We start from the raw sequence: 20,625 nt of genomic DNA, 5'->3' as shown, positions 1-20,625 counted from the left end.
GAATCTTTCGCTGGAGTGACGCGCGCGATCGATCTCACCTCCACGCGCACCAACAGAAGTACGCCATGGAGCAGACCTTCCTTGAAATCGTTTCTGTCTCGCCTGCCTCGATGGCAGCGGCCCACGCCGCCCTGGAACAGCTCCGCGATCATCCGTGAGGAGTTGTTCAGCATCACACGACTCGAACAGCACGCTGAAAGCCTGGCGCAGTCACAACCCGTTACCACGCAGCCACAACGCAGGCGCTCGCTCAATGCGCGTCTCAGCAATAACGAAGCGGTGCTGCTCGGGGCTTATCGAACCATTACCTTGGCGGCGAGCAAGGGCGGCAGCATCACGCCCGCCGGCGAATGGCTGGTCGACAACTATCATGTGATCGAACAACAGATCCGCAAGATCCACAGCGACCTTCCGCCGAGCTTCTATCGACAGCTGCCGAAGCTCGCTGACGGCCCCTTCACCGGCTATCCGCGTGTCTTCGGCATGGCGTGGGCCTGCGTCGCGCACAGCGACAGCCGTTTCGATCTGGACGCCTTAATTCGTTTCGTGCGCGCTTATCAAGTGGTGCAACCGCTGACAATCGGCGAGTTGTGGGCGATGGCGATCACGCTGCGCATCGTGCTGGTAGAGAACCTGCGACGCGCCGCCGAACGCATCGTGAGCGGCCGAGCCGAGCGCGAGCAGGCTGATCGGGTTGCCGATCGGCTGCTCGGAGTGAATGGACTCACGATCGATCGACAGGCGCTGTTCCGATACTTCCAGAAGCACGGCGAGCTGCCTGCATCGTTCGTGGTGCAGGTGGTGAAGCGCTTGCGCGATCAGGACCCACGCGTAACGCCGGCGCTGCAGTGGCTGGAAGAGCAGCTCATCGCGCAGGGAACGACTTCCGACCAGATGGTTTACGACGAGCATCAGCGCCAGGGCGCGACCAACGTCACCGTGCGCAACATCATCACCAGCATGCGCCTTATCTCCGACGTGAACTGGGCGGAATTCTTCGAAGCTGTGAGCCTTGTCGAGGCGGCTCTGTGCAGGCAGACCGATCTGGCACAAATGGATTTCGCCACTCGCAACTTGTATCGCAGCGCCATCGAGACCTTGTCCCGTCGGTCCGCGTGCAGCGAGTTGGAAATAACGCATGCCCTGATCGCCGCCACTCAATCAATCGCCGCCTCCGACCCCGATGAGCCTCGCAAGCGGGACCCTGGCTATCATCTCTTGGGCCGCGGGCGACGCTCTTTTGAAGTCGTCGTTGGCTACCGCCCACCGCTGAGCCATTGGCCGCGAGCCCTGAGCGACGCAGTCGGACCCATGGGCTTCATTCTTTCGGTCCTGCTGCTCGCTGCGCTCATCATCTCGATACCGCTGGCCGCACTGGCGGCCCAGGGGATCGCGCGGGCGCATCTATTGGTGTGCGCACTGCTGGGAATGATTCCCGCCATCGACCTCTCGGTCGCCCTGGTCAATCGTGCAGTTACGCGCGGATTCGGCGCAACGATGTTGCCTGGGTTGTCGCTGCGCAAGGGCATTCCGGCGAGCATGAGAACCATGATCGTAGTGCCGGCGCTGCTGACCACGCGCGAAGCTATCGAAGCACTGCTCGAACGACTCGAAGTTCACTACCTCGCCTCCTCTCACGGCGAGCTGCATCTCGCGCTGCTGCTGGACTGGACCGACGCGGCGACCGAGCACACCGCCGACGACGCAGCTCTGTTGCAGATCGCAGCTGACGGCATCGCTCGTCTCAACCGAGTCCACGAGGCTCCGTCGCAGGGCGCGCGCTTCTATGCACTGCATCGCCATCGCATCTGGAGCGAGAGCCAGCAACACTGGATGGGTTGGGAGCGCAAGCGAGGCAAACTGCACGAGTTGAACCAGCTGCTGCGCGGCGCCGTCGACACGACGTTCATCGCCGCTGATACCCGGATGCCGCTGGTGCCGCCCGATGTTCGCTACGTCATCACACTCGACGCAGACACACGCTTGCCGCGAGAAGCCGTGCGACGCCTGGTCGGTAAGCTGGCGCATCCGCTCAATCACGCCCGATTCGATGCGACCGCCGGCCGAGTCGTCGAAGGCTATGGCGTACTCCAGCCACGGGTGACGCCATCGCTGCCGATCGGTCGCGAAGGCTCGCTGTTCCAACGCACCTTCTCGAGCATGACCGGCATCGACCCGTATGGCGCGGCCGTCTCGGACGTGTACCAGGATCTGTTCGGCGAAGGTTCGTACGCCGGCAAAGGCATCTACGACGTCGATGCGTTCGAGGCGGCGCTGGCCAGCCGGGTCCCGACAGGCTCGCTGCTCAGCCATGACCTGTTCGAAGGAACCTTCGCACGCGCCGCACTCGCTTCGGACATCGAGGTCATCGAAGAGTTTCCTGCGCGCTACGACGTAGCGGCGGCACGCAATCATCGTTGGGTCCGTGGCGACTGGCAGTTGCTGCCGTGGTTGTTCGGTCGCCCCGACGCGGCTGGACGCGGCACGGGCTCGCTGCCGCTGCTCGGCCAATGGAAGATGCTCGACAATCTGCGCCGCAGTCTGTCCGCGCCGACCGCTCTGCTCGCTCTGCTGACAGGCTGGTTGCTGCCGCTGCACGCGGCCTCGATATGGACTGCGTTCGTGCTGACGGCGATTGCGCTACCGGCGCTCCTGCCGGTGTTGGCAGCGGTAGTGCCTCGACGCGGCGTCATCGCCCGCAGTCATCTGACTGCCTGGAGTCAGGACGTGGCGCTCGCCTGCACGCAGATCGGATTGCTCATCACCTTTCTCCCGCATCAGGCCTGGGTCATGGTCGATGCCATCAGCCGCACGCTGTACCGGCTGGCCATCAGTCGACGTAACTTGCTCGAGTGGGTCACAGCGGCGCAATCGCAGCTCGCCTCGCAACCGGGCCTGGCTGGCATCTACCGACGCATGAGCGCAAGCGTGCTCGCTGCGCTAAGTGCCATGGCGCTGGTTGCCTTCGGAAAGTTCGAAGCACTCTGGGTGGCGCTGCCGTTCGTGCTGCTGTGGAGCGCAGCGCCTGCGATCGCACGACGGATCAGCGAATCGCCGCTGGTCGCCGGTCGCGTGCCGGTCTCCGACGTCGACCGTCGCGGGTTGCGCCTGGTCGCGCGTCGCACCTGGCGGTATTTCGAAACGTTCGTCAGCGCGACTGACCACATGCTGCCGCCGGACAACTTTCAGGAAGATCCACAGCCCGTCGTGGCCCATCGCACCTCGCCGACCAATATGGGCTTGTATCTGCTGTGCGCCGTCAGTGCTCGCGACTTCGGCTGGACCGGAACGCTGGAAAGCATCGAGCGCCTGGAAACGACGCTGGCGACCATGCAGCGCCTGCAACGATTTCGCGGCCACTTCTACAACTGGTATGACACGCGCGACCTGCGACCTCTCGAACCGCAGTATGTATCCTCGGTCGACAGCGGCAACCTGGCAGCACACCTGGCCACAGTCGCCAATGCGTGTCTTGAGTGGATCCGCGTCCCGATAGACACCGCAGCTCATTTCGAGGGCATTGTCGATGCCATTCATCTGACCCGAGATGCCCTGCTGAAACTTCCCGATGAGCATCGCACGCAGGCACTCACGCGCCGCCAGCTCGCGGAGTCCTTGTCCGAACTAAGCAAAGCGCTCGACCGAAAAACTCCGCCAGCGGATATCACGACTGCGCTCGTCCACGCCGACACGCAAGCGACCATCCTGAGCGACGGCGCTCGAGCCCTGGCGAGCGAGCACGATGCGTTGGCATACCAGGATCTGCTGTTCTGGGCGGAGGCGACGCAGCGCTCGATCAAAAGCTGGCAACGTGACATGCAGGCCGCGGACAACGGGGACCAGAACATACCGGGACGACTGCTGGCACTGGCGGCCACCGCACGCACGCTGGCCCTGGCGATGGAATTCGGCTTCCTCCTCGACTCCGAACGCAAGTTGCTTGCCATTGGGTATCGCGTCCCGGACGGCGCACTCGATGAGAGTTGCTACGACTTGCTGGCATCCGAGGCGCGGCTCGCGAGCTTCTTCTCCATCGCGAAAAACGATGTGCCGGCAAGCCACTGGTTCCGGCTCGGACGCGAAGTCACCCCGGTTGGACGTGGCGCGGCACTGATCTCCTGGTCCGGTTCCATGTTCGAGTACCTCATGCCATCGCTGGTCATGCGCGCGCCGGCAGGCAGCCTGCTCGAACAGACCAGCCGCCTCATCGTGCGCCGGCAGATAGGCTACGGTGCATCGCTGGACATTCCGTGGGGAGTTTCCGAATCGGCGTATGGCGCGCGCGATCTGGAGCTCACTTATCAGTATTCCAACTTCGGCGTGCCGGGCCTCGGGCTCAAACGCGGCCTGAGTGAGAGTCTCGTCATCGCGCCCTACGCAACAGGTCTTGCTGCCATGGTCGATCCGAAGGCGGCGATGCAGAACTATGCGCGCCTTGCCAGTGTAGGCGCACTCGGCGCGTACGGATTCTATGAAGCGCTCGACTACACACGCAGCCGACTGCCAGAGGGAACCGATGTCGTCATCGTAAAGGCATTCATGGCACACCATCAGGGAATGACGATCGTAGCCGCCGCCAATGTCTTGTTCGACGGCAGGATGCGTGCGCGATTCCATTCCGACGCCATGGTGCAGGCTGCCGAGCTGCTGTTGCACGAGCGGACGCCGCGAGATGTGTCCGTTGCTCATCCAAGAGCCGAAGAAGTGAAAGGCGCCGCGCGCAGCGACGACCAACAGCCCACGTTGCGACGGCTGCACACTGCGCACTCCGCCGCTCCCCAGACACATATTCTCTCGAACGGGCGCTATGCGGCGATGCTGAGCGCCGCCGGATCTGGTTACAGCAGGTGGGGCGAAATCGGCATCACACGTCTGCAAGAAGATGCCACACGCGATGACTCGGGTAGCTACGTGTTCGTGCGAGACGCCGCCAGCGGCGCCGTATGGTCGGCCGGCTTTCAGCCGAGCGGCGTCGAACCCGACAGCTATGAAGTCACATTCAGCGAGGACCGGGCGGAATTCGTCCGCGTCGATACGACGGTCACCACGACCCTCGAGGTCGTCGTATCCCCGGAAGACAATGCCGAGGTCCGACGTGTCTCGATTGCGAACACAGGCAGTAGCGCAATCGATCTCGATGTCACCTCCTACAGCGAGCTCGCGCTTGCCCCACCGGCGGCCGACACGGCTCATCCGGCATTCTCGAAGCTGTTCGTCCAGACCGAGTTCGCGACCAATCTCGGCGTCCTGCTGGCAACGAGGCGCCGACGCGCCAGCACCGAGCCGGAAATCTGGGCGGCACATCACGTGGCCGTGGAAGGCACGATCCTGGGGACGCTGGAATACGAAACCGATCGTGCCCGTTTTCTGGGGCGAGGCCGCGAAGTTCATGAACCGGTTGCAGTCATGGATGGCCGGCCGCTGTCGAATACCGTCGGTACCGTGCTCGATCCGGTGTTCGCGCTGCGACAGCGCGTTCGCATCCAGCCAGGCGCGATGGCGCGGCTATCGTTCTGGACTTGCGTTTCGTCGACTCGCGCCAGCGTGCTCGACCTGTTCGACAAACATCGCGACGCCAACGCCTTCAGTCGTGCCGCGACGCTGGCATGGACACAGGCGCAAGTACAACTACATCACCTGGGCATCACGGCGGAAGAAGCACACTTGTTTCAACGTGTCGCCGGCCATGTCCTGTTCGCCGATGCTTCCCTGAGGCCCTCCTCGACGGCGATCCAGCGCGGTGCTTGCACGCGGCCCGCTCTTTGGGCCCACGGCATCTCGGGCGATGTGCCGATCGTGCTGTTACGGATCGAGCATATGGAGGACATGGCAATCGCCCGGCAGTTGCTGCAGGCCCACGAATACTGGCGCTTGAAGCAACTCGCTGTGGATCTGGTGATCCTGAACGAGCGCGCCGCCTCTTATGTGCAGGATCTGCAAATTGCCCTCGAAGGGATGGTTCGCACGCGCCAATCGCAACCACAGCTTCATGTCGACAGCACCAAGGGGTCGATCTTCGTGTTGCGCACCGACCTGGTTTCCGCTGAGACACGTGCGACGTTGTCGTCAGTTGCGCGAGCTGTATTCATCGGCGCGCGAGGCGCACTTGCAGATCAACTCCACCGTCGCGCGGGCCCCGCGGATGTTCCGGCGGGAGTGCGGCGGCCGCGACTGAGTAACAGCCCTCGCACCAATGTATCGACGCCACCACTGGAATTCTTCAACGGCATGGGCGGCTTCGCCGATGACGGGCGCGAGTACGTAGTCACTCTCGATGCCGGACAGACAACGCCCGCGCCCTGGATCAACGTGATTGCCAATCCATACTTCGGCTTTCAGACCTCGGCCGATGGCGGCGGTTATACCTGGTCGGTCAACAGTCGCGAGAATCAGCTCACGCAGTGGTGCAACGATCCGGTGACCGACCGGCCCGGTGAAGTTCTGTATGTGCGCGATGAGGATACCGGAGCGCTGTGGAATCCGACGCTCGCGCCGGCACGCGATGAAGGCGGGCCCTATCATGTTCGTCACGGCCGGGGTTATAGCGTTTTCGAACATCGCGCGCATGAGATCGAGCTCGATCTGCTGATGTACGTGCCACTCGAGGACTCCATCAAGATATCTCGCTTGCGGATCCGCAATACCTCGAGGCGAAACCGGCACCTGTCCGTGACTGCCTACGTCGAATGGGTTCTGGGCACGTCACGCGCCGCATCCGCGCCCTTCGTGGTGACGGAAATGGATGCGCAAACCGGCGCGATGTTCGCTCGCAATCCATGGAATTCGCAATTCGCTTCACGCGTCGCCTTCGCGGATCTCGCCGGTCGGCAAACGCAGTGGACCGGCGACCGCTGCGAGTTTCTCGGGCGGCATGGCACGCTCGAGCAACCGGCCGCACTGGGCGTCATCCCTCAGCTCTCCGGGCGTGTCGGAGCCGGGCTCGATCCCTGCTGTGCGCTGCAAACGTCGATCGCGGTCGAGCCAGACGAATGCATCGAGATCGTTTTCCTGCTCGGTGAAGCAGCGAGCGCGACCGATGCACGGTCGCTGCTGAAACACTATCGCAACGCCGATCTGGGTGCCGTACTCACCCACGTCAAGGATTTCTGGGACGAAGCCCTCGGCACGGTTCGAGTCAAAACGCCGGACCGCTCCATGGATCTGATGCTGAATGGGTGGCTGCTTTATCAAACATTGGTTTGCCGTATCTGGGCGCGTTCGGCGTTCTACCAGGCCAGCGGTGCATACGGATTCCGCGACCAGTTGCAGGACGGGATGGCGATCGTGACATCGCAGCCAGCGCTCACCCGTGAACATCTGCTGCGCGCAGCCGGCCGTCAATTTCCGGAGGGCGATGTGCAGCACTGGTGGCTGCCGCCGGCCGGGCAAGGCGTTCGTACGCGTATCAGCGACGATCGCGTGTGGCTCGCGTACGCCGCCGTGCACTACCTCACCAGAACCGGCGATACCGCGATCCTGGACGAAAGCATCGCGTATCTCGAAGGCGGCGCGCTGGCCCCAGGGCAACACGATGCATACTTCCAACCGAATGTTTCCGATACCGTCGCGACGTTCTTCGAGCATTGCGCTCGTGCACTGGACGATAGCCTCGCACTCGGCGCACACGGCTTGCCCTTGATGGGAACTGGCGACTGGAACGATGGCATGAATCGCGTCGGCGAAAAGGGCCGCGGCGAAAGCGTCTGGCTCGGATGGTTTCTGCACGCAACGCTTTGTGCCCTCGCACCGTTCGCCATCGCCCGGCGCGAGATCGCGCGCGCCGAGCGCTGGTTGGCGCACGCCACGACTCTACGGGAATCGCTCGAACGCGAAGCTTGGGACGGCAACTGGTATCGACGCGGATACTACGACGACGGCACGCCGCTGGGATCGGCAGCCAGCGACGAGTGTCGCATCGACTCCATTGCACAGTCCTGGAGTGTCATCTCGGGGGCGGCCGATGCCACGCGCGCCGCTCGAGCCATGGCAGCGGTCAATGAACACCTCATCCGACCGGACGACGGTCTCGCGTTACTGTTCACACCGCCGTTCGATCGCACGGCGCTCGATCCTGGCTACGTCAAAGGGTATCCACCCGGCATCCGAGAGAATGGCGGACAGTACACTCACGCTGCTGCGTGGTCCGTCATCGCCTTTGCACGGCTGGGCCAGGGGAACGAAGCAGCCGCATTGTTTGCGCTATTGAATCCGATCAATCGCACGAGCACACGGACCGCGGTGCGCCGCTACAAGGTGGAACCCTATGTAGTCGCGGCCGATGTTTACTCAGTGGCGCCGCACGTCGGACGCGGCGGCTGGACGTGGTACACCGGCTCCGCAGGATGGCTGTATCGAGCCGGTATCGAAGCCATTCTCGGTCTGCACGTACAGGGAACGCAGCTACTGTTGACGCCTTGCATTCCGAAAGAATGGCCGCGCTTCGACGTAGCCTTCAGATATCGATCGGCACGCTACGATATTGCCGTCGTCAATCCCGACGGAGTGTGTCAGGGCGTGGCTGCGGTCACTCTGGATGGACTTGCGCTGCCCTCAGGCGAGCCACGCATACAGTTGCTGGACGACGGAACCCTCCATCGCGTCGAGCTGATTCTCGGTTCAGCCGAGGTTGCGCACGTCCAATAAATCCTCGACTCGCAGCACCCCGCGGACGTGCTCCGCAACGTGCAGTGCTTCGATGTGTACGATTTCCGTGTCGACGAAGCCGCTGAGCTCGACAATGCCGGCCAGCGTCTCCACGCAAATGTCATAGCGGGCGGTGATCGGATCCTCTCCCAGCGCCGCCCTCACTTTTGCTGTGATAACACCATCCGTGATCGCCTCTCGTGTCGACTGTTGCGTGCTCATGGCGATCTCCGCTGTCACATGTCACCGAACACCACTTATGCGCCTTCCGCGGCGGGAATGCCAGGGTTCAACAGTTGTTCGATCACGGTCTTCAGCGCTCCGCTCTCGATCGGCTTGCGCATCACCGTCACGCCTCGGTACTTGGGATCGACACCGCCACTGCCATAGCCGGTCGCGAAAGCGAACGGAATGCCCTGCGCCGCGAGAGCGTCGGCAACCGGATAAGAGAGCGAGGCGCCGAGATTCACATCGAGAATCGCCACATCGAACGGCAACGTCTTGAGTGCGGCCAGGGCATCGTTGCTGGTGGCATAAGCGTGCCCGTCGAAGCCGAGCTCCTGCACCAGATCTTCGAGCAGCATGGCGATCAGCGCTTCATCCTCTACGATCAACACACGTACCATTCGGCAGCTCTGGATCAAGTGGGAGGCGTTGCCGTGGATAGCGGCATATCCATCTCGAAAAGCACCCCGGAGGGCTGGAAGGTCAGCTTGCAATCCGCACGCAGCTCATGCGTCAGCCCTCGCTCGAGCAACCGCGTACCGAAGCCCCGACGAGTGGGCGTCTGAACGGGTGGTCCGCCCAACTCGGCCCAACGCAGCTTCAAGCGGGTACCGCCTGCCAAGCATTGCCATTCGATGACGATGCGGCCGGCGGGGTCCGTCAGTGCGCCGTACTTGGATGCGTTGGTGCAAAGCTCGTGGATGGCCATTGCCAAAGGCACGACCGCTCTTTGCGGAAGCAACACGCTTGGGCCCTCGACGGTCGCGCGTTCTCCGGCATCGCAAGCGAATTCGATCAGCTGTGAGATGAGCTCGCGAATGTCGGCGCCGCGCCAGTTTCCGCGCGTCAGGATGTCGTGAGTCTTCGCCAGCGCAATGAGTCGCTTCTCGAACCGCTGCTTCAGCTCCTCATCCGCCTTGCCAGTGAAAGTCTGGTGAGCAATCGACTGGATGGTGGCCAGCGTGTTCTTGACGCGGTGATTGAGCTCGTTGATGAGCAGTTGCTGGCGGCGATGGGCCTGCTTCAGGTGGGTCAGGTCGATGAGCATGTTGACCGCCCCGACCAGACGGTGCTGCGCATCGTGCAGCGGCGTCGGGTACGGCATGAAAGGCACGCGCGTGCCGTCGGGCCGCTCGGCGAGCGCTTCGACGTTGCGCACCGACCGGTTCTCTTTGAGCGCGATCGCCATCGGACACTCATCGTGCGGCACCGGCGTGCCGTCGGGCCAGAACAGCCGCCACGATCCGCACCAGTAGCTCGTGCCCAGCTCGGGGCGTACGCCCCAGAGCTCGGCCGCCGCCTCGTTATAGAAAGTAATTGCCCCGTTTCTGTCCGTCGTATACACGGCGGCAGGCAGCGCTTCCAGCAACTCTCGCGAGCGCCGTTCGCTCTCCTGCAAGTCGAGCTGCGCCAGGTGTCGCTCGGTCACATCCAGGGTAAAGCAGCGCGTGTGGACGAATTCCCCGTCTTGCGAATAGACGTTCGAGCTGATGAGCACATGGCGTATTTCACCGCTCTTGGTGCGCAAGCGGGCAGGATACCGTTCGAGTTTCTGGTGGTATGACAAGCGGGCGAGGAGATCGTCGATGACCGCGCGGTCGGCATGGAACTCGGCAATGTGCCGGCCGACGTACTCCTCGCTTTCATAACCCAGCAAATCGAGCTCCGCCTGGTTGGCGCGCAGAATGCGCCCGTCCGGCCCTACCCAATGAAGCGCAACGACACCATTCTCGAAAAAGTCTTCGAGATCACTCTGGCTGTCACTCAACTGCTCCGCTGGGCGCTTCTCCATGACTTCGAAACAAGCGGCCCCGCCGACCAGGCCGCCTTCCGCTGCGTGCAGCAGGTTGATCCTCACCACCGCGGCGACGCGTTCACCGTTTGGCCGCTCGATGACGACCTCCTGATCGCCTGCCACCCTACCCGTCAGCGCCGCCGCCATGGGTGACTCGGCGTGGCTCATGCGGAGTCCGTTCGGCCAGTGCAGTCGATGCGATCCACAGAACCGATCCGCGTCAGGCCCCATTCGTGGCCGACGCCCCCACAATTCGATTGCTTGCCGGTTGCAGCGGACGATGCGCCCTTCGTCATCGCACACGTAGGCCGGCGTTGGCAGTTGATCGAAGATGATGTCGTCGCTTGCGATCGAAGGGGACTGCGCCGATTTCGCGGCGATTGTCGTAGGAATGCTCATGGACTCGGTTTGGCCCGCAATGAGCCTGAGGCAGCATCAATGCGCCGTGCGGACGCGAGTTCCGGGGCCGCTGAAAATCCTTCAAACGTCCCACAGCAGCGGCCAATGGTCGGCAGTCGCCCGCTTCCTCGAACCCTCGCCCGGGACCGCGAGCCTGAACCTGCTCGGCATCGTCCGAAAGGCGCTGCGCCCGGCGGTACGGGCCGCCCTGCAACGGGCGCACCGGACAGAACAGGCTGTGACCAGCGAGCACCCGATGCTCAAAATCGACGGCAAGAATCGTTCGATCAAGGTCATCGTCGAGCCCCTCGCCGATGAGCGCGGCGCCGAGGGCCGAGGCGATCGGCCAGCCGTTCTCGATGTTGATTCCGCCGGACCAGGGCAACGATGTGCCGCAGATCCTGAACAGAGTTAAGCGAGGCGAACGGGTCGAACACTTCGAGATCGATCGAATCCGTAAAGACGGCAAGCAGATCGATGTCTCGCTCACGCATTCCCCGATCAAGGATGCCAGCGGCAAGATCGTCGCCGCCTCGACGATTGCGCGTGAGTTCACCGAGCGCAAACTGATCGAGGATCATCGGAAGCTGCTCGTCGCGGAGCTGGATCATCGCATCAAGAACACTCTCTTGGTCATCAGCTCATTGATCGCTCAAACCGTCAAGAGCGCAGCTTCGCCGGCGGACTTTGCACGAATCGTCCAAGGCCGCATCCGCTCGTTGAGCCGGGTCCACGATCTGCTCAACCTGCATCAGCAGAGCCATGCCGAGTTGCATGACGTGGTGTCCGGCCAGCTGGCCGCATACCGCCCGGGCAAGGAAGATCGCATTCGCATCCTCGGCACGCAGCGCATATGCCTGACGGCGAAGGCAGCCCAAACGCTCTCGATGGCAATGCACGAGTTGTGCACCAACGCAGCCAAGTATGGCGCATTGTCGACGTCCGCAGGCCAGGTCGATGTGAGCTGGCAGGTCACGAATTCGACGCCCGATGCCCGTCTGTCGCTCGAGTGGATCGAAGGTCGGTGGAAGGCAAGTTGCTGCCGTTATGCTGCTCATACCACTCCGGCATCGCGAGGGTTGGTAGAGAACTACCTGGCCTGCGAAGTTGATGCGTCGGCTTCGGATGAGCATGCGTCGCGCAATTACGATGAAGCGATGTACGCCGATCGCGGGACCGCCCGTGGCTCCGCCGACCCGGCGCGGTTTCGGCAGTGAGTTGATCGAGCGTATCGTTCAGTATGAGCTGAGGGCCAAGGTGCAGCGCGACTTTTCCAGCCGAGGCGTACGCTGCGCGATCGAGTTTCCGCTGAACGACCGGAACGGTTACGTCATGATGACCAAAGGCGGCGCCAGTCAGCGGTCAGTGACGCCCGCTTAGCGACGAACAGCCGAGGTATGCCTGGCAGGAACTTTCCTGCAAGCAGGCAATTGATTCCCGTGTTCCCTGCTGCAGCCGAGGTATTCACGTGCCTTGCACCCTCGCGGAACAGAATCATGACGATGGCCCAGATCCTAGCCTTCGCGATCCTCGCCGGCATGATGGCGCTCTTCGTGTGGGGACGCCTGAGATATGACCTCGTCGCCGGTCTCGCCCTGCTCGCTGCTGTAGTCGTCGGTGTGGTGCCCGTCGAGGCTGCTTTCAGCGGCTTCAGCGACGATATCGTGATCATTGTGGGCAGCGCCTTGCTGGTCAGTGCGGCTGTGGCGCGCGCCGGCGTCATCGAGGCCGTCCTGCATCCACTCGCACCGAAGCTCACCTCGACCCGTGCGCAGCTGGTCCTGCTGGTCACCATCGTGACCGTGCTGTCTGCATTCGTAAAAAACATCGGCGCGCTCGCGATGATGCTGCCGGTCGCGTTCCAGATGGCCAAGCGCTCCAAAACCTCGCCATCGGTGTTTCTGATGCCCATGGCATTCGGCTCGCTGCTCGGCGGACTCACGACGCTGATCGGCACCTCGCCGAACATCATCGTTTCTCGCTTGCGCGCCGAAATCACGGGCGCGCCGTTCGCGATGTTCGACTTCGCACCCGTCGGTGTCGGACTCGCCGCCGCCGGCATCGCATTTCTCGCAATCGCATACCGTCTGCTGCCGCTCGATCGCGCCGGAGCACCGACGTTGGCCGAAGCCATGGACATTCATGACTATCTCACCGAGGGTCGTGTACGGGCCGAGTCGACGATCGCCGGCAAGACAATGGCCGACCTGCGTGGAGCCGCGGGCCCGGAGGTCGTCGTGACAGCTGTCGTTCGCGACGGACAGAAAACATCGCCGCTGCCCGACATGGTGATGCGAGAGAACGATATCGTGCTGCTGCAAGGGGAGCCGGCGGCTCTACAGCAAGCGGTCGCTCGGGTGGGCCTCGAACTGGAAGGCGAGGATCGCAGCACGAGGAGCGACAAGGCCAACGAGGAGATCGGCGGCGTCGAAGCGGTGATCGGTCCTGACTCGCTGCTCATCGATCAGGCTGTCGGAAGTCTGGCCTTGCATGCGCGCTTCAAAGTAAATCTGCTCGCAGTGAGTCGCAGCGGTCAGCGGTTCACCGAGCGACTGCGCGACATCAAGCTTCGTGCGGGAGACATCATCGTCCTGCAGGGCTCGCTCGGCGACATGCCCGCGCTCCTGCGTGAGCTTGGATGCCTGCCGCTGGCAACCCGCGAGATCAGGCTCGGCAGTGTCCGTCGCGGTGTGATCCCGATTTTGATTCTGGCGGGCGCCATGTTGTTGGCGGGCGCGGGTCTATTGCCGGTCGGGCTGGCGTTCTTCGGCGCTGCATTCCTCGTGGTGCTGTTTGGCTCGCTGTCGTTGCGTGAGGCTTATGCGACCGTCCCGTGGCCATTGCTGGTCATGCTCGGCGCTCTGATTCCGGTCAGTGAGGCGATTCGTACGACGGGGGGCGCGGATCTCATTGCGACCTGGCTGTCGACACATCGCTCATTCACTGCCGCCCTACGGAGCGCTCGCATTGATCATGGCAACAGCCATGGCGCTGACACCCTTTTTGAACAACGCGGCAACCGTGCTCGTCATGGCGCCCATCGCCGCGAGCTTCGCTGATCGCCTTGGCTTTCAGCCCGATGCATTTCTCATGGCCGTTGCCGTGGGGGCCGCTTGTGACTTCCTCACACCGATAGGGCACCAATGCAACACGCTCGTGATGGGACCGGGTGGATACAAGTTCGGTGACTATGCACGGCTCGGTGCGCCGCTATCCCTACTCGTTCTCGCGCTGGGGGTGCCGCTCATCATGATCACATGGCCTTTGACGCGATGAGGTTGCCGCGTACTTCGTATGTGCGCTACCGCACCGAGGGCAGCGAGGCGCCGGCGCATTCTCGGGATCTCTCGGAGAACCGATATTGCCCACTGATACCGCGACCGATCGCCCTTCAAGCACACCTCCGCCACGCGGAGCCATCGCGAGTCGCAGCGGCGAAAGCGAGGGCTCGCATACGGCCGATTTGAAAGACGTGCTCGCGGCACATCAGAACGCGTCCACGAAGCGCGCGCTATGGCAGCTCGCCAACACCTTCCTACCGTGCTTTCTCCTATGGTTCGCGATGTACTGGGCACTGGAGGTGTCGCTGTGGCTCACCGTGCCGCTTGCAGTTCTCTCGGGCGTGTTGCTGGTGCGCATTTTCATCATCTTCCATGACTGCACGCACGGTTCCTACTTTCGTTCTCGGCGCGCGAACGACATCGTCGGTTTTATCGCCGGCGCGCTGACCTTCAGCCCGTACCAGCACTGGCGCTGGGAACACGCCATTCATCAACGGCAGCGCCGGCAATCTCGATCGCCGCGGAACCGGCGACGTATGGACGATGACGGTCCAGGAATATCTCAGCGCGTCGCGCCAGCGTCGTCTTCAATACCGGTTGACGCGCAATCCACTGGTGCTGTTCGTGCTCGCGCCGCTGTTCGTCTTCGTGATCAAGCAGCGTTTTGCGTCCGCGAACGCGCAACGGCGACAACGCCGCTCGGTGTGGTGGTTGAACGTGACGCTGCTGATCAGCACGGCGCTGCTGAGCTCGCTATTCGGCCTGGGCTCTTACCTGCTGATCCAAGCGATCGCCATGACCGTGGCTGGCGCGGCCGGACTGTGGCTCTTCTATGTCCAGCATCAGTTCCAAGGCGTCTACTGGGAACGCAGCGACAAGTGGGATTACACGGCAGCCGCCCTGCGCGGCAGCTCCTACTACAGGCTGCCGAAGGTGCTGCAATGGATCTCGGGCAACATCGGCTTTCATCATATCCACCATCTCAACCCGCGCATTCCCAATTACAATTTGCAGAAGTGCCACGAAAGCGACCCGAGATTCGGAGCGGTCACGTCGCTGTCGCCGCTGTCGAGCCTGCAATCGCTGAAGTTCCGCTTTTGGGACGAACAGGCCAGGCAGCTCGTCGGCTATGCGCACATTCGCAAACTCGAAGCGGACCGGCGCGCGGACAGTCAGTCGGACTGCGCACGTCCGGCCATTTGAATCAATACTGAGTCATGGCCGGCAGCAGCCGATCGAATTCCTTCTTGACCACGGCGTAGCATTCGCAGGTCCTCGCCTCCAGGCCCGCGCGATCGAGCACCTTGATGCGGCCACGGCTGTATTTGATCAGTCCGGCGCTTTGCAGATTGCCTGCCGCCTCCGTCACGCCTTCACGACGCACGCCCAACATGTTGGCGATCAATTCCTGCGTCATCACCAGCTCGTTGCCAACCAGACGATCCAGACTCAGCAACAGCCAGCGGCACAGTTGCTGATCGACCGAGTGATGTCGATTGCACACCGCCGTCTGCGCCATTTGCGTCAGCAGCGCCTGCGTGTACCTCAGCAGCAGATGCTGCATGGGCCCCCCAAGCATGAATTCTTCCTTGAGAAATTTTCCGAACCACCGATAAGCATAGCCGGCGCTCTGCACCACCGCCCGGCTCGGGGTAGTTTCGCCGCCCATGAAGAGCGACACGCCGACGACCCCTTCGTTGCCGACCACGGCAATTTCCACTGAGGAACCGTCCGCCAACGTATAAAGGAGCGAAACGATCGCGGTCGTCGGAAAGTACACTGCCGGCTGACGACTACCGGATTCATACAAGGCTTCGCCCAGCGGCAACTCCACGAGTTTCAGACTTTTGCTCACGCGCTCCAGATCCCCCGCCGGCAACGCGGCCAGGAGATAGTTCTGACGAGGATCGTGAGCTGCCGTCATCGAGATGAGCCCTGGCGTACTTGAGCTCCGCGCCACCGGATTATGTGCGTTATCGTACACAACTTCACGTCGACGCAGCATCGAATCATGCAGCGCGGCGTAAGATGAAGCTTTACAACGGTGTGGGCGCCCAACGTCTGGCAACGCCGCGTTGAACATGGGGCCGCAGCGCCTAGTGCACCCCGTTTACAGAGCGACCCTCCGACAAATTCCACAGAAACAGCCAGAGCGTCTGCACGACCTGCTCCCCTTCCTGTCCGTCCGCGATGAGTGCATCCCGGTACGCCGTGTAGCGAGCTTGCGCCGGACGCGGGAGCGCCGCGTCAGCGACCTGATCGAGGGTCACGAGCTTTGCTGACAGACCGGCGCTCTGGCGATTCACGCTGTTCACGCTGAAGCGCTCGCCACGTAGCTGAATCCCTGCACGCGCCCGTCTCGAAGCACCACCGGTTGGATGTCGAAAAAGCCCAAGAACGCGCTTCCGTCTCTCCGGCGCCGCCACCCTCGCCGCGTGATACGGCCCTCGATGACCGCCGCACGCAAATCACGATACGGCTGTCGCTTTCCGACGTCCTCGGAGACATAGAACTGTGACAAATGACGGTCCACGACTTCCTCGGAGGTGTAATCGCGCCCATCCGGGCTGCCGTACCAGCAAACCACGACTCCCGTCTCGTCCAGCATGGCCAAAGAAGTCGACTGCCCATCCGCGCTCATCTTCGTGTGCAGCCGCGCCCCACGCTTCGACAACGCTCGTCGCCGCCACAAGCGAATCTTCTCGGAGCGGCTGTCAGCAAGTTTGTCTTGATCCCACTTCGATATGGATAACGATGACCAACCTGGCGGCGAGTCGCTGGCGCCTTGGAGCTTCGGATCGGAGCCTTGCCGCGCGCCGACCGACATCAGATCGGGATTGCTGTCGGTCGAGACCGCGACAACGTTCTGCCGGAGGTCGCTTGGCATTCCCCGCTTGACTTTCATGTGTTCCTCCATATGAGAACCTGTCCGTACTGTGCGCTGACGGGCATCTTCGATCAGTGCGCTAGCGAACATTGCGCCGTGAAGGCCTGATGACGCGCGCCTAGCATCGCGAACCACTGCGCGACACCCACGCCAATAGCGCAACGCCGAGTGCGCCCGAGACGATCGATGCCGCGAAAATCCCCGCCTTGGCGCTATCGATCAGATGTTGGTCGAACGCGCGACCCGCGATGAAGAGCGCCATCGTGAAACCGATACCGCCCAGCACGCTGCCGCCCGCCAGTACTCCCCAGCTCAGTCCGGGCGCACGTGCTGCGATTCCCATGCGAACGGCCAGCCAGCAAAACGTCAGTATTCCTGCTGGCTTGCCAACGACGAACGCCAAGAAGATGGTCGTCGTGAGCGACACCTCCAGACCGGTGAAAGCGATAGGCAAGCCGGCGTTCGCGAGTGCAAACACCGGCATGACGACGAAGCTCACCCAGGGATGCAATGCAATCTCGAGGCGTTCGACCGGAGGAAGGGTTTCGCGGGCAGCGGTGGCCGCTACCTGCAGCGTCTCCCGATCCTTGGTATCGCCGCTATCCGCCGCGGCATCCGGATGTGCGACCACCTCATCGAGTATTGCGTACAGCCGTTCATCGCTCACCCATCGGCGAGCCGGTGTCAGCAGCCCGAGAATGACTCCCGCAATCGTGGCATGAATGCCCGAGGCATCGATGGCGAGCCAGACGAGCACGCCCATTGCAAAATACGCATGCATGCTGCGCACTCCAATCCGCGCCAGAGTTGCTATGCAGATGATGCATACGACGGCGAATGCGACTGGCAACCACGCAATCTGCTCGCTGTAACCAATGGCAACGACCAGGATTGCTCCAATATCGTCGACGATGGCCAGTGAGAGCATGAACACGCCCAAGACCGGCGGGACGCGTCGGCCTAGCAGCGCAAGACAACCGATGACGAACGCAGTATCAGTCGCCATCACCGTGCCCCATCCCGCGCCGCCGGCCTGACCCGCCTGGAGCAGCAGATACAGCGCCGCTGGCATGATCATGCCGCCGAGCGCACCGGCGATCGACAACGCCGCTATGCGCGGATTGCTCAACTCGCCCAGCACCAGCTCACGCTTGAGCTCGACCGCAACCAGGAAGAAGAACCCCGTCATCAGGGCATCGTTGATCCACTCCCTCAGCGAGCGGACGAACTCGAACGTGCCGAATCGCAACCCGACCGGCGACTCCCAAAACTCAGCGAACGTGTGCGCCCAGGGAGAGTTGGAAAGCACGAACGCAATGAGCGCGGCAACCAACAAAACCATGCCGCCGAGCGTCTCGATGCGCAGGAACCTGCCGAACGGATGGGTCAGCCGATCCACAGGCTCTGGCGGCAACCTGGCCAGGTCCGAGAGCCGGCTTTCGTTCATGCTCACTGGGCACGCGCCGATGCGCGATGCGGGTTGTAACTTGTAGCGGGGAGGCTGTTGCGAATCTGGATCATCTTGGATGCAGATGGATCCGGATGCAATCCTGTGTCCGCGCAGTGGCGAGATACTACCGAGCCGGCCGCACTGAGTTAGCTACCGCACCGACGGCAGCAGATTTCCGGCGCACAGTTACGCTTTCGAACAGGAGTACGTTCGTTGGCCTCGCTCGATCGCCGTTTGCCTGTTACTGCCCTCGCTCTGTCAGGCGCGGTATTGCTCGCGGTATGGGGGCCAGTCAGCGTCGCAGACTCCCAGACCGAAGCGAACGAACAAAGACAAAAGTTGGAACATCTGCGCGATGTGAACGCCCAGGCACGCGATAACGCGACAGAATTACGACGTGAAATGAACGAATTGCAGGCGGAAGCAATCGACCGTGGCCTGCTGCTGACGCTGGACGACCTGTTGTTCACCACGAACGGTGTTGGATTGAGCATCCCCGGTCATCGCCGGCTCGAGGCCTTGGCCGAGTTTCTCGAGCAGCATCCGGAACGCAACGTAGCGATCGATGGTTATGCGGGTGCGGACAGGTATCGATACGATCAAGCCTTGTCCACTCGCCGCGCCGATGCTGTCAGGACGTATCTGACGAGACGAGGCATCGCTCCAAATCGATTGACCGCGCGCGGCAACGCCGACTCAACGCAGGACGATGACTACGACTTTGCGCCACGGCAACGTCGCATCGAGGTGATCATCGAAGATCCAGTGACCTCGGCGCCGCCGCTCGATGTGACAGCGCCAGGAACATAGCAATACACCCTCTTCAGAGAGCACTTACTCATGCGTCGCACTACGATCGGAAGCCGCTGGATTACCCCTGGCCGGCGCTACTCAGGCGCCTGGCGCCAGAATCCATGGATCAATGCCATGAGTAACACTTTGCACACTCGAAGTGAAACCGAAAGCGGTTCGGCCGAGGACCGCAAGCCCGCCGGCCAGCCTGGGCCGGACGACCGGCAGCAAAGAGCTGCTGTAAGGACTTGGGAAAATGAAGGTGGCAGCCTCGGCGCCAATCCGGATCGCACGCTCAGTTGGTGAGCTTGTGCGCCGTCCGCCGCGTTGATGCCGGGTCGGCGCGACGAGGCCGACGAGGCCTCGGCACGGGCAATGAGCCCAAAGCTCGCTCATACATGTCGTTTGCTCCTCGATAACATGCGCAGGACGCTAGCTCCAGCGCAGGCCCGTCCAGGATAGTGATGGCGCCACGTCGGTAGTCGATCAAACCTTCTTCTCGCAACGAGTTCGCGGCGTTCGTGATTCCCACCCGCCGCACGCCGAGCATGTGTGCCAGGAACTCCTGGGTGACATGAAACTGATTACCGCGCACCTGATCGCGATTCATCAGCAGCCGCCGCGCCAGACGTGCTCGCACCTGGTGGTAGTGCGAACAAGCCGTCGTCTGGGCCAATTGTCCCATCAGCACGTACATGTAACAGTTCAGCCGCCGGCGCAGAGCGACGTTCTTACGCAAATGCCGCTGAAAAACCGCAGCACCGAGCCGCCACGCCGTTCCGGACCGCTGGACTATCGCATGCTGTGCAGATGTGTTGACGCCCAGGATGAGCGACGAGCCCAGCATGCCTTCGTGGCCGATGCTGCCGACCTCCAGACGCGATCCGTCGCGCAGCGCGGTTACCAAGGAGATGATGCCATCGGTCGGGAAATACACGTGCCTGATCCACTCGCCCGACCCGCAGATGACCTCTGCGGAACACAGCTCGACCCTCTCGCAGTCCGCAAACAAGCGCTGCCGATCCGGCCCGGCCAATGCCGCCAGCAGACGGTTCTCGCCCGCACTTTGTTTGAAAGAATGCAATGAGTTCTCGGCTACGGCCGGAAGATGTTTCAGCCTCGCGTTGAGGGTATCCGCACCGGCGTCAGCGCG

At 62.4% G+C, this 20,625-nt stretch carries 14 protein-coding genes and 2 pseudogenes; 7 read left to right on the top strand and 9 right to left on the bottom strand.

The features are described 5' to 3' along the window. The first annotated feature begins 81 nt into the window (after nucleotides 1-81). The gene (locus tag EK373_RS22255) at nucleotides 82-8,643 is read left to right on the top strand and encodes a GH36-type glycosyl hydrolase domain-containing protein (RefSeq protein WP_129646082.1); all 8,562 of its coding nucleotides are present in this window, start codon (nucleotides 82-84) and stop codon (nucleotides 8,641-8,643) included. On the opposite strand, the gene EK373_RS22250 is transcribed toward EK373_RS22255, so the two are convergent. Genes EK373_RS22250 through EK373_RS33460 form a run of 4 tightly spaced genes read right to left on the bottom strand, consistent with a single transcriptional unit; the run spans nucleotide 8,617 to nucleotide 11,447 of the window. Next, entirely contained in the window at nucleotides 8,617-8,865 is a 249-nt protein-coding gene (locus tag EK373_RS22250) for a BON domain-containing protein (RefSeq protein ID WP_129646080.1), read from the bottom strand. The genes EK373_RS22255 and EK373_RS22250 overlap by 27 nt on opposite strands. Before the next feature lie 35 nt (nucleotides 8,866-8,900). After that, nucleotides 8,901-9,269 (bottom strand): response regulator, encoded by a 369-nt coding sequence (locus EK373_RS22245; RefSeq protein ID WP_129646078.1) that lies wholly within the window; start codon nucleotides 9,267-9,269, stop codon nucleotides 8,901-8,903. 14 nt (nucleotides 9,270-9,283) lie between these two features. After that, nucleotides 9,284-11,062 carry a PAS domain S-box protein gene (locus EK373_RS22240; RefSeq protein WP_129646076.1) on the bottom strand — a complete coding sequence of 593 codons (1,779 nt, stop codon included), beginning with the start codon at nucleotides 11,060-11,062 and terminating at the stop codon, nucleotides 9,284-9,286. Continuing rightward, nucleotides 10,956-11,447, bottom strand: coding sequence for a hypothetical protein (locus tag EK373_RS33460; RefSeq protein WP_198683649.1), 492 nt, complete (start codon nucleotides 11,445-11,447; stop codon nucleotides 10,956-10,958). The genes EK373_RS22240 and EK373_RS33460 overlap by 107 nt, the downstream gene beginning before the upstream one ends. Here EK373_RS33460 and EK373_RS22235 point away from each other — a divergent pair. The 4 genes and pseudogenes from EK373_RS22235 to EK373_RS33445 all read left to right on the top strand — a co-directional run bounded on the left by EK373_RS22235 (nucleotide 11,422) and on the right by EK373_RS33445 (nucleotide 15,546). Beyond that, on the top strand, nucleotides 11,422-12,279 hold the full coding sequence (locus tag EK373_RS22235; protein WP_232831220.1) for a sensor histidine kinase: 858 nt from the start codon (nucleotides 11,422-11,424) through the stop codon (nucleotides 12,277-12,279). The two genes, EK373_RS33460 and EK373_RS22235, sit on opposite strands and share 26 nt — an antisense overlap. Before the next feature lie 279 nt (nucleotides 12,280-12,558). After that, nucleotides 12,559-14,338 (top strand): annotated as a pseudogene (locus tag EK373_RS22230) (SLC13 family permease). Nucleotides 14,339-14,624: 286 nt separating this feature from the next. Continuing rightward, nucleotides 14,625-14,813 (top strand): annotated as a pseudogene (locus tag EK373_RS34380) (fatty acid desaturase); the annotation flags it as partial. Nucleotides 14,814-14,886: 73 nt separating this feature from the next. Then, complete coding sequence (locus EK373_RS33445; protein ID WP_198683546.1) at nucleotides 14,887-15,546, top strand: fatty acid desaturase; 660 nt, start codon at nucleotides 14,887-14,889, stop codon at nucleotides 15,544-15,546. Nucleotide 15,547: 1 nt separating this feature from the next. Here the strand turns inward: EK373_RS33445 and EK373_RS22220 are convergent, their stop codons facing one another. The 4 genes from EK373_RS22220 to nhaA all read right to left on the bottom strand — a co-directional run bounded on the left by EK373_RS22220 (nucleotide 15,548) and on the right by nhaA (nucleotide 18,677). After that, nucleotides 15,548-16,267 (bottom strand): Crp/Fnr family transcriptional regulator, encoded by a 720-nt coding sequence (locus tag EK373_RS22220; protein WP_129646072.1) that lies wholly within the window; start codon nucleotides 16,265-16,267, stop codon nucleotides 15,548-15,550. A 172-nt stretch (nucleotides 16,268-16,439) separates the two neighbouring features. Next, nucleotides 16,440-16,658, bottom strand: a complete 219-nt coding sequence (locus EK373_RS22215) for a hypothetical protein (RefSeq protein WP_129646070.1) — start codon at nucleotides 16,656-16,658, stop codon at nucleotides 16,440-16,442. Next, complete coding sequence (locus EK373_RS22210) at nucleotides 16,655-17,248, bottom strand: hypothetical protein (RefSeq protein WP_129646068.1); 594 nt, start codon at nucleotides 17,246-17,248, stop codon at nucleotides 16,655-16,657. The genes EK373_RS22215 and EK373_RS22210 overlap by 4 nt, the downstream gene beginning before the upstream one ends. A gap of 100 nt (nucleotides 17,249-17,348) precedes the next feature. After that, a complete protein-coding gene (nhaA, locus tag EK373_RS22205; protein WP_129646066.1) occupies nucleotides 17,349-18,677 on the bottom strand; it encodes a Na+/H+ antiporter NhaA in 1,329 nt (442 codons plus the stop codon). Between the two features lie 405 nt (nucleotides 18,678-19,082). On the opposite strand from nhaA, the gene EK373_RS22200 reads away from it, so the two are divergent. Together EK373_RS22200 and EK373_RS33125 are read left to right on the top strand one after the other, a co-directional pair. Continuing rightward, on the top strand, nucleotides 19,083-19,490 hold the full coding sequence (locus EK373_RS22200) for an OmpA family protein (protein WP_129646064.1): 408 nt from the start codon (nucleotides 19,083-19,085) through the stop codon (nucleotides 19,488-19,490). 117 nt (nucleotides 19,491-19,607) lie between these two features. Continuing rightward, nucleotides 19,608-19,778 (top strand): hypothetical protein, encoded by a 171-nt coding sequence (locus EK373_RS33125; protein ID WP_157994485.1) that lies wholly within the window; start codon nucleotides 19,608-19,610, stop codon nucleotides 19,776-19,778. Here the strand turns inward: EK373_RS33125 and EK373_RS22195 are convergent. Next, nucleotides 19,768-20,556: a Crp/Fnr family transcriptional regulator gene (locus tag EK373_RS22195; protein ID WP_198683544.1), complete on the bottom strand. Its 789-nt coding sequence runs from the start codon at nucleotides 20,554-20,556 to the stop codon at nucleotides 19,768-19,770. The genes EK373_RS33125 and EK373_RS22195 overlap by 11 nt on opposite strands. Nucleotides 20,557-20,625 lie beyond the last annotated feature (69 nt).

The sequence above is a fragment of the Peristeroidobacter agariperforans genome, from assembly GCF_004138335.1.
In the GTDB taxonomy this organism is placed as follows: domain Bacteria; phylum Pseudomonadota; class Gammaproteobacteria; order Steroidobacterales; family Steroidobacteraceae; genus Steroidobacter; species Steroidobacter agariperforans.
Note: the sequence above shows the minus strand (reverse complement) of the source record. Positions and strands in the feature narration are given on the sequence as shown.

Coding starts and splice junctions, on each gene's coding strand:
- EK373_RS22250 (WP_129646080.1), bottom strand. CDS start 8,865: ATGAGCACGCAACAGTCGACACGAGAGGCGATCACGGATGGTGTTATC.
- EK373_RS22245 (WP_129646078.1), bottom strand. CDS start 9,269: ATGGTACGTGTGTTGATCGTAGAGGATGAAGCGCTGATCGCCATGCTG.
- EK373_RS22240 (WP_129646076.1), bottom strand. CDS start 11,062: ATGAGCATTCCTACGACAATCGCCGCGAAATCGGCGCAGTCCCCTTCG.
- EK373_RS22235 (WP_232831220.1), top strand. CDS start 11,422: ATGTTGATTCCGCCGGACCAGGGCAACGATGTGCCGCAGATCCTGAAC.
- EK373_RS33445 (WP_198683546.1), top strand. CDS start 14,887: ATGACGGTCCAGGAATATCTCAGCGCGTCGCGCCAGCGTCGTCTTCAA.
- EK373_RS22220 (WP_129646072.1), bottom strand. CDS start 16,267: ATGACGGCAGCTCACGATCCTCGTCAGAACTATCTCCTGGCCGCGTTG.
- EK373_RS22210 (WP_129646068.1), bottom strand. CDS start 17,248: ATGAAAGTCAAGCGGGGAATGCCAAGCGACCTCCGGCAGAACGTTGTC.
- nhaA (WP_129646066.1), bottom strand. CDS start 18,677: ATGAACGAAAGCCGGCTCTCGGACCTGGCCAGGTTGCCGCCAGAGCCT.
- EK373_RS22200 (WP_129646064.1), top strand. CDS start 19,083: ATGAACGAATTGCAGGCGGAAGCAATCGACCGTGGCCTGCTGCTGACG.
- EK373_RS33125 (WP_157994485.1), top strand. CDS start 19,608: ATGAGTAACACTTTGCACACTCGAAGTGAAACCGAAAGCGGTTCGGCC.